This window comes from Shimia fortis, from assembly GCF_040225985.1.
GTDB lineage: Bacteria > Pseudomonadota > Alphaproteobacteria > Rhodobacterales > Rhodobacteraceae > Shimia.
In genome coordinates this window covers 1-13378 of the sequence record NZ_JBBPEU010000011.1, presented here as the reverse complement: position 1 = coordinate 13378, position 13378 = coordinate 1, and the positions used below count along the sequence as shown (strand labels likewise).

At 51.9% G+C, this 13378-nt stretch carries 6 protein-coding genes and 1 pseudogene; 3 read left to right on the top strand and 4 right to left on the bottom strand.

The features are described from left to right. The first annotated feature begins 6 nt into the window (after positions 1-6). Positions 7-1161 carry an amidohydrolase gene (locus WNE31_RS15135; RefSeq protein ID WP_349980788.1) on the top strand — a complete coding sequence of 385 codons (1155 nt, stop codon included), beginning with the start codon at positions 7-9 and terminating at the stop codon, positions 1159-1161. A gap of 5 nt (positions 1162-1166) precedes the next feature. After that, positions 1167-2282: an alanine racemase gene (locus tag WNE31_RS15130; RefSeq protein ID WP_349980787.1), complete on the top strand. Its 1116-nt coding sequence runs from the start codon at positions 1167-1169 to the stop codon at positions 2280-2282. A 68-nt stretch (positions 2283-2350) separates the two neighbouring features. On the opposite strand, the pseudogene WNE31_RS15125 reads toward WNE31_RS15130, so the two are convergent. From WNE31_RS15125 to WNE31_RS15110, 4 genes and pseudogenes are all read right to left on the bottom strand, one after another. Next, positions 2351-2515: pseudogene (locus WNE31_RS15125) on the bottom strand (transposase); the annotation flags it as partial. Positions 2516-2968: 453 nt separating this feature from the next. Next, on the bottom strand, positions 2969-6706 hold the full coding sequence (gene dsr1, locus WNE31_RS15120; RefSeq protein WP_349980786.1) for an anti-phage defense-associated sirtuin Dsr1: 3738 nt from the start codon (positions 6704-6706) through the stop codon (positions 2969-2971). A gap of 299 nt (positions 6707-7005) precedes the next feature. After that, entirely contained in the window at positions 7006-12111 is a 5106-nt protein-coding gene (locus tag WNE31_RS15115) for an NACHT domain-containing protein (RefSeq protein ID WP_349980785.1), read from the bottom strand. A gap of 173 nt (positions 12112-12284) precedes the next feature. Continuing rightward, positions 12285-12536, bottom strand: a complete 252-nt coding sequence (locus WNE31_RS15110) for a helix-turn-helix domain-containing protein (RefSeq protein ID WP_349980784.1) — start codon at positions 12534-12536, stop codon at positions 12285-12287. 87 nt (positions 12537-12623) lie between these two features. Between WNE31_RS15110 and WNE31_RS15105 the strand changes: the two genes are divergently transcribed. Further along, positions 12624-13301, top strand: coding sequence for a ParA family protein (locus WNE31_RS15105; protein ID WP_349980783.1), 678 nt, complete (start codon positions 12624-12626; stop codon positions 13299-13301). Positions 13302-13378: the final 77 nt, after the last annotated feature.

The window sequence follows — 13378 nt, the reverse complement described above, 5'->3', positions numbered from 1 at the left end:
GTACAGGTGCAGGCTCTTTCATCTGAACAGTTAGACTATCTTGTGGCCCTGCGCTACGCGTTGCACCAATCGCCCGAAGTGTCCGGTGAAGAGGTTCAGACAGCAGAGCGCATCGCGGCAGAACTCACCAAACTGGGGGCAGATCGGCTTTGGCGCGGGCTGGGCGGGCATGGTGTTGCTGCTGAGTTTGCTGGGCGCGAGAAAGGCCCAACGGTTCTCTTGAGATGTGAGCTGGACGGATTGCCCATCCGCGAGATTTCGGACCTGCCCTACAAATCGACCATTCCCGGTAAGGGGCACCTGTGCGGGCATGATGGCCATATGGTGTCGTTGTTGGGCGTCGCGACACGGTTGGCGACACGTCCGCAAAAGGGGCGCGTCATTCTGCTGTTCCAGCCCGCCGAAGAAACCGGTGCTGGTGCTCAGGCGGTGATAGATGATCCACGCTGGCCAGAAATTCGGCCCGACTTTGCCTTTGCCTATCACAACGTGCCCGGTCGTCCGATGGGAGAAGTGGGCCTTCGCGAAGGGCCCGGCAATTGTGCCTCACGCGGCATGCAGATCCTTCTTGAGGGCAAAAGCTCACACGCCGCTGCACCCGAGGATGGCGTGTCGCCGGGGCCAGCTATGGCGGCTCTGATGAACTGCCTACCCGAACTGAGCTTTGGCACCATCGGGGATGAGGCGTTCTCGCTGGCGACCTTGACCCATGCCAATCTGGGCGAACCAACCTTTGGCATCGCCCCGGCGGATGGCGAGTTGCGCGTGACACTGCGGTCGATGACCAATGAGCGCATGGACGCGCTGATGCAAGAGGCGCTGCACATAGTTGAAAAACACGCTGAGGGGCTTTCCGTCGATATCTTGTGGCATGATGTGTTTCGCGCCGTGGTGAATGATGTCGAGGCCATCGGCATTGCCCGCACCGCAGCCGGGGCCTTGGGGCAGCGCTGCCATGAGATGCCGACACCCATGCGCTGGTCCGAAGATTTCGGGCGGTTTGGCGACGATGGGGCCAAAGTTGCCTTGCTCTATCTTGGGGCTGGCGAAGATATCCCCCAACTTCACAACCCCGACTATGATTTCCCCGATGCCCTCGTCCCTGTCGCGGTAGATCTGTTCAGCCAAGTTGTGCAGGACATGCTGGGGTCCGAGACGTAGTCACCATGCGCGACGCAAGCCCGACCTCCTGGTGCACCATTCACCGCGACCGGATTTCGCGAAATCTGGAGATCGCGCTGGGTCTTGTCCCTGGCGGCCGCAGGTTTTGTGCGGTGCTAAAGGCAGATGCCTATGGGCATGGCATTGCGCAAGTCATGCCCTTGATCCGGGAGCAGGGAGTAGAGACAGTCGGCATTACATCTAATGCCGAAGCGCGTGCTGTTCGGGACGCAGGGTTCGACGGCACGTTGATCCGTTTGCGCGCAGCGACACTGCAGGAAATCGAGGGCGCGCTGGCTGATCGTGTCGAAGAACAGGTCGCCTCAGTCACCACCGCGCAGCAGCTGCGCGCCCTTTTGGATGCAGGAAAACTGCGCACCGGTGCCCATCTGGCGTTGAATACAGCGGGCATGTCGCGCGACGCGTTGGAGATTTCGACGGCGGACGGGCAGAACACATGCCACGAAATCCTTGCCACTCTGGGGTCGGATATTCATGGGATTTGTTCGCATTTTCCATCCAATGATCCCACACATCTCAAGCAAAGTTCGGATCAGTTTCAGCAACAGGCCGCGTGGGTCTTTGAAAACAGTGATCTGAAACGCTGTGAAATGCTGATTCATGCGGGCAGCTCCCTGTCGCTGATCTCAGAAGTGGATGTTGCGACCGACATGTATCGCTGTGGTGCGATCCTTTACGGGATTTTGCGGCCTGATCTGGGGTTTCGACCGACAATGGATCTCGAGGCCCGCGTCGTCAGCCTGCAGGACTATCCGCGGGGAATGACGGTTGGTTATGACCGAGCGCACCGTCTGGAAAGGGATTGTCGTCTGGCCTGTATTTCGATTGGCTATGAAAACGGGTTCAGACGCCTCGCGCACGAGGGCAGTACTGTTGCGATCCGGGATACACTGGCGCCCGTTTTGGGAAAGGTTTCTATGAATGCCATCGTAGCGGATGTGACCGGCATCAAGGATGTCGCTGTTGGTGATATCGTCGGAGTGTTCGGAGAAGGTGATACCGCAGACATCCCGCCCAAGCAGGCGGAAACACAGTTCCGAACTATCATGGCAGACCTCTACACGGACTGGGGACAGCGTAATCATCGGGTGTACCGCTGACAAGTGTTAGCGCAACGAACAACCACCCGCAGGATGCCGATCTCTGGGGCTTTCTTGCCGCCACGCTCGAAAACGCCAGACGCGCCTTCAAGCAGCGCACGCTTCCAGCTGTGGATCATCGTCGGGTGAACGCCCAACTGGCTTGCTGGTTCAGCAACCGTCCGCTCACCCTTCAGCGCTTCCAGCGCCACCTTCGCCTTGAACTCAGGCGAATGGTTCTTCCGTTTCGACATCTGCTGATTTCCACTTCGTTGAAGATCAGCAGACAACAAATCGTAGTTTGCGTCAGTGTCCGAATTTCGGGGGTGGCTCAGTATTGGACGACTGATCAAAAAGATACAAACGCAAGGTGTTGGAATATGTGTGGGAACGAAATTGTGCCAGTGCCCATTTCTAATTGAAAATCTATAACCAAACAGTTGTGGGTGGCGGAGACGAAGGGAGTATATCTAATTCTATAATTTATTGTTATTTATTAATATTTTTCAAAAAACATAAAAACATACCTCACTTCATACCTCATTGTCGACTGTAAGGCCTGAGGCGAGCGGCAGTACCGTGATTTGTGTTTCATTAAAACACGCGCTTTGATCTGTGTACTTTCCAGCCGTACTCGCATGTTTGGATGGGCAGCTGACATTCACTGCGGCCGCTTCATATAGCTGCGTTGCGCCGCCTTTGTTGTTCTAGTTTTCGTGTTGTTGAGAAAGGATCGACAGCCGAATGAACTGTGGATTTTCTGCGAGGGCCGGGCTAGCCAGCTGTATCGCGTCCAAAAGTGGCTTCAGATCATCGAGCAAATACTGGATCTGCTGTGGAATCGTGGCGTTCAAAATATTCAAGACTTCACTAGGATAATCCGAAGCGACACCACCTTCGGTTAGAAGGTGAAGAAGATATCCGAAGTGATCTGTTTGCCCCAGGTGATCTCTAAAGCATTCAAAGGCTGACGATAACTCACCCGCAGAAATAGCGCATATTTGCGCAAAATATCGAAAGGTCTCCGGTGTTCGTGCTTCCGGTTTGCCAGGCCAAAACCTTTTCATAAATGGAATAATTCGATTTTTCAGGTACTCAGCTTGTTGATCTCCCGCTCCCTGCAAGGCACGGAACAAAGTCTCAGCGACAGTATTGAGGTATTCGGCAGGAAGCTTGGAAAATACGTCCTTAAGTTCCGTGGGACTAAAGACCGAAGCTTCGCCTAGAGCAATGTAGGTTAGGAACCTCGTGTATTGCTTTAGGCACGGTTCTTCCAGAACACCAATGTGGTCAGGAACTGCTAGAAATGGCGATTTTAGTAATTCAAGCAGTGGTAGGTAGATTCGCGGGGCATGCAAAAAACTATCCCACATCGCGGCGGCCTTTGTAACGTCGGCATCCCATTCAAACGCTGGTATCAAGTACTCTTTGGTCCAATCCTGATCCACACGCAGTAACGGGATAATTTGTTGCGCAAGAATAACCGAGCCGATCCAAAGGGGCTGATTATCAGCATTGCACATCTCTGCAAATCGCCCCTTCAGCTCATCTGGAAGTCCCTGATCATCTTCCAGCTCCCGCAAGAACCACCAGTTCAAGAGTGAACTTGCGGCATGGCCAACCGGGTGGTTTAAAGCGTGATTGAGCGAAAAATCTTCAGAAGCTTCGACGGTTTTGGTCCCAGTTTCTATTATTCGATCAACAATCGCAAAGAACGCCTCTTCACGCCGCCCAACGTTTTTTGATATTCGACTTACCCACCACGCAATCGCGTGCAGAGCATCAACAAAGTACTCGTCTGGCATTCCCACAATAACGGAGGAAGCATGTTTCCATGAACGATCTAGAAGCTCATCACTAGACCATGCGTACAAGGCTTCAGCCCATCGTTGAGGGAGCCACACCTTTTCGCTTGCCAGTTTCTTTAAGGCAAAGAACGAACGCCTGAAGTCGTGGCGACATCTCTCAGGCCAGTTGTCTCCGGTGAGAGCACTTTCTGATGAAGGGTTGTTTCGAAGCCACTCAACCAGCTTCTTTATGTTCTTAGGTGATTGTTCGATTGGTTGCTCTTCACCATTGGAACTCCACATAGGAAATTCATCGCGGTCATCACGCGCCAATTGCCATTCAGGATAGCGCGCTTCTACCGACGCGATGAAAGCGTCCGCGTTTTCTGTTGCGGTTCCTCCATTTGAAAGGAGTTTTTTCAATCTCAACCAGCGCATGCGATCTGAAAAACGTTCAAAATCTTCGTCGCTAATATCATCTCTGAACCGCGTCCTAGGAGGTCCTTCGACTATTGCTCCCTGGAGCCTCTGCATATGACCAGCAGTCAAAGTTGGACCGAATGCAACCAGCAAGCGCATCACCTCTCGCATTGTGGAGGTTGCCCAAAGCCAATGTCCGCCGTCATCCAAGAGCCACGACAGCGATGTCTCGAACGAAACTAGGTCAGGTCTCTGTGCCAACGCAAAAAAGACCAGCCTACGAAATACTGGATGCTTGGAACTTGCCCAGATCGTTAGCATCGCTTTCGCATTTTCGCTGTTTTGATCTGCGGTCGCCAACCAAGCGTCGCGGCACAGGGTCACCAAGAGTGTCCAGTCGTTGTAGTCCTTGTTTTGATCATGGTCTGAAATCGACGGGAGTTGAATGTAGCTGTAGTCGTCAAGCTCGGATGAAATCTCAGCTTCGCACATAAGCCCGAGCGTTTCTGACAGCAGCTCCGACATGTCGGTCAAGATATGTGCTAAAAATCCTTCGAATTGTTCGATTTTCAGAATGCGCTCATATGCTGAATGAACGTGATCGGATGCCAGCGCCACTTCAACGTTGGCAATCGTAGAAATCCTTTCACTAGTATCTCCTGAAGGATCTGTTCTGAAAGAATATGGACGTGATATCTTCAGTGAGGGGCGCAGTGCCTCCTTGAACTCCTGCCTTACAAACGGTGTGTTCCCGTGTTTCTTCAAGCGATCTTCCCACCCGAAAAGACCGCCATTGTAGTGGCGTGATCGGGCGTACCCTGAAACTACAAATTCCCAAAGCTTTCGCATGGTCGGGTTAAGGTGGTTTGCATTCTCCAAAGCTCTCTTAAGGTGCCATTCGAAACGCGGGCTTAGATTGCTACCTTGTCCAATAACCCAGAAAAGGGCTTCGGGTTGTTCCAGGTGCCTTGCCATCCACCTCGCTAGAGCATCCATTGCCTTGTCCCAATCGGGTCCACGTCCAGCATTGGGATCAACCAGCGACATTGGAGGGGCTAAATGGGATGGGGAAGGTCTGGACAGAAGGCTGAATTTGAACTCTGGGTTATGGCTTGTGTTGAAGAGATCACTCCTTGGCACACCAAATCGCGGGAGATCATCAATGCCAAATCTCCGTTTGGAGAACTCCTCTAACCAATCGATTGGTGGGACAGGATCGAGTTGAGAAAAATGCTTCGCGGGTAGACCTGTTGGATCGCTTAGCGCCCAAACCATCCGCTTCACGAAATCATCCTGCACTGTGCTTCCACTTGGTTTGTGGTGTGCATGACGCGCCACAATGGCTGACTTGCCATTGATGCCATCTCGATAGCTGTTGGCCCATGCATGAAGCGTTTCGTGCAGGTAATAGTGATGGCTGCGGTTTTTATAGAGGATGGGAACTACGTTTTTGGTTGCCCACTCGGATTCGGTTTGATCCTTTTTGCTTGGTGTATAGTTTCCAAACGCATATGCGACTCGGGTCTTTTCACCCATCATGGTATCGGCTGCCAAAGCGTCCATCATGTAGCGGAGAATGGGATCGTTGATACTGTACCCAACAAAACAGACTGTATAGTTGCGAAACAGTTCAGACACAAAGCGCGCAGCCCATCTCTCAATGAGGTAAGCCAAGCCAAAATCACCACTTGTGGCAACGAGACTGTTTAGGTTCGCTTCGGAACCCGTGCCGTCCAAAAGGCCATGAAGGTAGATCAGCCCATCCCACCTGTTCTTTGGAACTGGAAGCAGTGGGGCAGCGTGAGTTGGTGTATTGGTCTTTTTCGTCTCTATGACTTCTTCAAAAACCCGATCAAAGTTCGTCGTTATGAGCCGCGTGGCGCCGGAGCGTGTCTTGCTAAGCCGAAGGAGCGCCTCATGTGTCTGCGTCGCTTTCTTCCCAGCTAAATTTGGTCGAAGCGCGCTAGCAATTGCTTCACGCACTCTCAAACGCCCTTTAGGCAGCCTTCGTTCCAGTAAGCCAAGAGTTGTATCATATTTGTACGCCTTCATTGCTTCGGCTTCGGCGCTATCGTGATCCTCCCCAAGTTCGTCGTATACAGCTTTCACCAAACCGTAGAAGGTTGGCAGCTTTGCTGGGTAAGATATTCCGGCACCGCAAAAGAACACGACGTTTCCGTCTTCGTGGGCTTCAAGAAGTGCTTCGGGAATATCTGGGCCATTGGCAATGTACTGCATGGAAAACTCAAAAATAATCGGGATTGGACTACAGCAGTCGTAGTGTCGTCATGGTTGTATGGCAAGTGGATGCGTAGGTATTGTGTCAGGTAGAAAACCTGGTAACGGACGTTGGAATGCGAAGCGCTAAAAGGCCGGATTGGGCTGCCATCTTTTATCTAAACCCCCCACGTTTTTGGCGCAAAACAGCGCTTAATTACCTGGTCAGTATGCCGCATTTTTGGTCTGCTTCGCCCACATTCGCAGTGCACCTGGCGAAACACCTCTAATGGCCATTGTATCTTACTAAAATCATACCTTTAACGCGGTCTTTGAGATGCAAATCGAGGCAATACTTCCCGTGCCGCTATTGATCCAGAATCGGCCATGACAGATAGAATTCTTCTAACCTGAATCCGTGTGCCGTTGGATTGGCCTTCCAGTAGGGCCAGCAACCCAGCGGCCTTGTCGGAGAAACCAGCGTACAGCCAAAAGTCGGCATCGCTCCCATGCTCATGATTATACAATGCCAGCCAGGGAACAAACCACTCTTCTAGTTGAGTTAACGACATGCGCTCGCATATTGAGAGCACGGCATTGGCGGCCGATGCATTGTGCTTCGTGACCTTTACCCAGCCGTCTATCCTCGGCAAAAGGAGTTCCAAATGCGGCCAATTCGGTGGAATTGGGGTTATATACGGACCCACGAACCCCGCTGCTCTCACCGCGTCCCCCAAGCTTTGCCTGCCATCATTTTTGCGCTCTGGAACAAGATTACGCAAAACCCAGTCCGCTGCAGGCTGCCAAGCTCTCCAAAAGCGATCGTCTGGGGCGCGCTCGCTTGCAATGAGATCATGGGTAACCGCATCAAGGTAGGTTCCGATCAAATCACCCTTGTACTGCCATCTTTCTAGGTCTGTTAGTGCCTTCCAAGCATCGTTATCAGGCGAAACTGCGGCAAGCCGGCCGATCTGTTTGGCTAGCGTGTGCACCAATTCGTGAGGAAAATCGCTTCTGTAGCCGCCTGGCTTCTCATCTTCATCTCTTAGCAATCGTGCCCACTCAACCAATCCCAGGAAATACTCGAAGAGAAAGCCTTTTTCCGGTTCCCCCAACTTATCGAAGGGAACAGTTTCGACCAGCGTCTTAAATTTTCCCCAGTGATAGTATGTCTGAACCCTAAATCTTGCATTGGTAACGGGAGGCCAAGCCTTCCGGGTTCGAACTAAGCGGGTGTGAAAGGGCTTCGGAGGCAAAACGGGGCCACGAAGTTGCCGGCGACCGATCACAAACCTAACTGCCTTTTTGTGACGCCGAATATTTGATCTCTGCGCGCGCTTTTTTCGTCTGGGAGAATCCCATTCATAGCTTGAATTGAAAACACAAGTGTCCAGTGCAGCGACTACACAACGCCAAGAAAAATCAGGTCGCCGATCCCAATCAAGCCCTTTTAAAGTAGCAGCTTCCACAGCATGCAGTTGATGAGTCGCCAATTCAGCAACGATCGTATCCAGATCCGTGGCAAACCCACGTGAAGCAAGGGCGGCAATGCCGCTCGCGGCAATCGTTTGTGGGTCAAATGACATCAACGATTCTGGAACAAGAAACATTGCCTCCTCATTCGGCCGAACCCGATGTATCGCGTTAAGTAGACGATCACGTACCCAGTCGGTATCGACTTGAATCATATCGGATGGGCCAAGTGTTGCCAGAACAGAGGCTACACCAGCAGATGCCGCCTGTATCATCCGGCCAGAGAAGTCAGTTCTTAGTGCATCTTCTTCAGACACGAGTTCATTTAGGCGATCTACTGCCTCCTGAAGCTCAAACGCATCGTCAACCTCCCCAGCTTCTGCTGAGCGTTCGGCCCAAACTGCTAACTCGCTTAGCGAGTTGGCACGTGCATGCTCAACATTTTGTGTCTCTAGCTCTGCGGCAACATCCTTCGGAGGTTCCAACCGAACAACAATTTTGTCAGCTTCGTGGGTTTCATCAACGCGAACAGACTTTGGGTCTGCATCACTCAGATATCGTTCAAGTGTTCCTTGAGTTTCAGCTCGCCAGATTTCACTCTCGAGCTCGTGTTCGAAATCAGCTAGATCGTCGAGGGCCCAACGAACACGGCGTTCTTGCAAAAAGGCTTGGGCTTCTTGATCCGCCATAAGGTGGAACGGCAGGAGAAGTTGGAGGTGAAAAGGTTCTCTGTCGTGGTATCTTTTCCAGATTTCCTCGGTGGCTTCTTGATGATGTTGACCTGCCCCAAACCCTCCGATGCGATGCGTAGGGCTACGATCATCCATATGACGGCGAATGTCGAAATTCCAAAGGCGTGGAGCTGCCAACAGCGGCGCAATAGCCGACAGTGCGGGACGGTTGTTATGATAATGGGCGACGGCGTTGATCACTGGAGCGGCTGTAGAAACAAGGCCGTTGTTTTGAAATATTTTCGGCAGAAGCTCTTTGAGATCGGTTTCTTTTCCAAGTTGTTCATGAAGCCAGTTGTCCAACGCAAGATATGCTGAACCCAATGAATGAGGACCGAGTATTGCTCTTGACCACCTGTAAACCGTTTCATCTCCCCAGAGCTGCAGCCTATCACCATTAAGGTGAAGTATGAGCGGGCGCGGTTTTCGTCCTTCCCTCCGTTTCTCTCGATTGCGCCAGTAAACGGCCGCTCGCATCTCAAGGCGATGCATCATGGTTAGAGCTATTTCAGGGTTGTTGGCAAACAGTTGATCCCATCCCAGTTGATGAGGGGAACTGTTGGAAAAACGGTATTCATCACTGATTCCGGCGTCGTGAAATGACGTTGGCGATTCGAAGCAGCTAGACGGACCTAGAATCCCTTCTCGACGCTGCCGCTCTCTGCGAAGAAGGGAGGCACTCAGCATGTCCACCCATTCTTCCGGCATAAGTGTTGGAAGCTGCCGAGGCGCTTCCAACAATCGTTCGCGAGGTGCTCGAAGATGTTGGTTGGTTGTTAAGCGACAGAGATAAGACTTTAGGATGTCAGGGGCTGAAGCCGCACACATTGTGAGCGTTCGCTGAAGATCACGTTCAAGCTTTTCCCAGCCGTCATACCTGAGCTCAAGGGCAAACGGAGGTTCTCTCTCCGCGTCATAGCGCCAACGCCCCTTCGGGTGCTCATAATCTTCAACAGCTAATAGCCAGTTTTTGATCAGAGTTCCGATACGCTTAGAAATCCAATTGGGGAGTCTTTCATAGTGCTGAGTCCAAATCGTTGACACTTCGACAAGAGCCGGAATGTGATTTTCGGGCCATTCTGTCCAATCACCGATCGACCAGCGAAAAAATGCAAGCCAGGGACGCAAAACAGGTTCTTTGAAATAGCTGGCCATTTGCAAGCGCTCGGCTTCGGTCATGTCTACGAATACAGGCGACCCAAGGTAGTTCTGATCAATGCGAGTTTCGAAGATCCTTAAGGTTTCCAAAAGTTCCGATAGGAGTTTACCTTGCTGATCCATAAGCATCGAGTTTAGGTTCAATAAATGTTCCCCGGATCTTTCGGAATGCAAAGGCGCTGCAAGCACAATTCGTGCCCAAGCGGGGTCCAGATCTTTTTCGCTCTTTAGTATCGAGTGGAGTGTACCCCATTCATCGTACAAACCCTGTTCGAGCTTGATTAGCGCTACAAGTCGCACCGCGCGTTGCCACCACAAGGGTTCATCGGCTTTCTTCAATAACGTTGGTAAAGATCTCCAATCACGAGCCATCTCACGTGCCAAAGCCCAATCGTCAAAGACATCATGGGAAAATTGTATGCCACCACTCAGAACTTGACGCTGCACGGTTCCCTCGGCAATGAGCGTCGCAACACCTTCCGCATCTAAATCAGCGCTACCAGCAACAATTGTTGGCGTTGAGAGGCGAGACGCTGCGAGTTGGGCTACGGCCCGGTCTCGGCGATGATCTGCCGGCGTGGACGTTGAGCCACGTGTGGCCCAAGCTTCCGCTAATTCAACCTCCGTCAATGCCTTCGATACATCTTTTGTTGCCAGCAACTGCCCAAGCATGAAGGGATTGTTATTGAGGCCCGCCAGATCAGAACGTTTTACTAGTGCACCTATGTTGGGAAAGGCCTTCGCAACAGCATCTAAGTCTTCTTCTTTAAGAGACCCAACTGTGATCACCTTACCTGTTTCGAGGTTCGTTTCTGAAAGGGCGTTGTGGATGATGTCCTGTGGGCCAAAGTCGCGAGCGCTGGTAATTATTGACCAGCGTTCTCTAAAGGGTGACCCAGCGATAGCACGAAACAAGTCCATTACGACGCCACGGCGGTGATCCAGCAGCATTCGATCAGCACCATCAATTGCCAACAAACAATCCCCAGACAAAGACATTGCATCTATTGTTTCTTGTGCTGATATCGAACTCCCCCATTTAGCGGTCACTTCCGACCAAGTTCGACCTGAAACCCGCCGTTCGTTCAGCACCAGTTTGCTTTTACTAGAAGTAGCTGAGTATCGTTTGAGCAGTGACGATTTCCCCGAACCTGCATCACCTTGTAGTCGAACTGTTTTATGGGAAGCGAAAGACTGTTCGAGTGTTCTTAAAATCTCTGGACGCAACAGTGATATTGAACATCCAGCCCCTTCAATCCGGTCATCTATTGCAACTATTGAATTACTGGATTCCGCATGAATTTTGTCGATTGCCTTAAGGTCGCGTTCTCGTGGCTGGACCACAAGAGTTGGGACTTCCAAGGCCAGCTTTACCCGATCATAGGTGGGCGAAAGATGTGCGGAAGCGAGAAACTTGGCCCGGATTGCGTCAAAGCTAGCCTCAGCATCAAAAGGGTTGGCTAATCGTTGCGATAGCATTTGGATGCACATCGAACGGTCACGCGATGTACCAAGTGCTAAGTCATGTTCAAAAACTCTGAGGCGACGCATAGCGTTCCACACAGCGTCTTCATTCAGGCCGTCAGTGGCGGACTCAAAACCCTCTAACACAGTTCGCTTCGCATCATTGAGAACGCCAGGCTCTGACCACCTAGAAGTGAACTCGCTGTGGCTTGTTGCCAATCTCGAAGATTCAAGGAGCGCCTGAACGTCCTCCAGATTTGGCGTGATGGAAGTAGCAACAATTGCGGCGGACCATTCTCCTTCGCAGTCGTATTCTGCCAACGCACGGGCCAATGAACGGAATGTTGAATTGTTACCGATGGCGATGGGACGCTTTGACTGAACGTAAACAACTCCAGAATCGTCACCTCGAACCCACTCGATGACCAGGTCATCAAAGCCAGCTGGGCCATCGCGCCTCTGGAGAGAAATCGTGGCTGGGATCGCTCCATACGGAAGTATAGGGTGAGTTTGTTCTGATATCAGGTGTGCCGCCATCACAGCAGAGAAGGTCATCTCAGCATCGACACCTGCTGGCCCCGTAGAAGTGTAAGACGCCATCAAGCCGCCTCCAATAAGTAACTATTTTTAAATAATAAAAGTTAAGTCGAACTATCGCAAAAGAATAAACTCAAGACCAGCACTAACGCGATAGCTGCAGAAATAAGTATCATGAGCAGATAACTCCGTGCACGTGCTGTCCTAGCAGAGCTTTGACGAGCGATTGAGCACTATCAGTTTGAACTCAGATTAGCCTCGATTTTGGCAACGAACGCGGACATCGAAACACCCAACCCCTCGCAAACACTTTTAAGCGTCGCCAAGCTCGGCTGATGTTTACGGCTTTCCAGCAAGGAAATGTACCGGATACTCTTACCGGCGCGATGAGCCAGTTCTTCTTGTGAAATCCCCGCTTCGGTTCGCGCTCGTCTCAGTTCACGGCTGAACGCGTCCAACAGAGCATCATTTTCAAGTTCGTTCTTCATAACGCAAGGGTCAGGAATTGACCCATTGCAACCATGAAGTATTTTATGAATAATGAAGTATTCTGTGAATTAACGAGGACATGCAGTATGCACACCATCACCATTCATGCAGCTAAGGGCGGGTCCGGTCGAACGACGGCAGTTATGGCGTTGGCGTCGGGATTTCTGGCCTTGGGTAAGCGTGTGATGGTGATGGATTGCACCAGTCAAGCCTGCAGGGGCCCCAAGTGTCACGACCCTTCCACATTACAGACATGGCTGGCTGCGATGGCGGCTTGCCGGTTCCGGCCACATCAGTTGGAATTGGCGGAATGTTCAAGAGACGAGCGCGTAGAGGATGCATTGGCTGCTGCCGTGACACGCGGCTTTGACATCGTCCTGATCGATACACAGGCCTATCCTGAAGACGCTTTGTCGATGGCACTTGCGAAGGCTGATCTGATTGTCGTGCCCGCTACAGGTTCGATAGAGGCGGGCTTCTCATCACAGAGCATCAATGAACAATTTGACTGCCCCGAACACATCATTGGCCTGATCACCGGCCATCGTCACGGTGCTGCCGAAGCTTCTGAGATACGCACAGCTTTTGGCGCTCTTCCCGTATTCCACTCAGAGCTCTCTGCCTCCGAAGCGCTGGCTGAACAGATTCTGCATGGCGATGTCGCACATTTCACCACGATGCTGGCCTGCAAGTCCGGCCAACCGGGATATGCACGCTATCGCGCGGCGCATGCCGCCTACTCCGAAGTGATCAGCCCCACCTAAGTGGTCCAGTTTGAATGTTAGTGCATGATTGGCCTGGGTTCCATCGGGATGATGGTTTCCGGCGCCGGCGGGCGGTA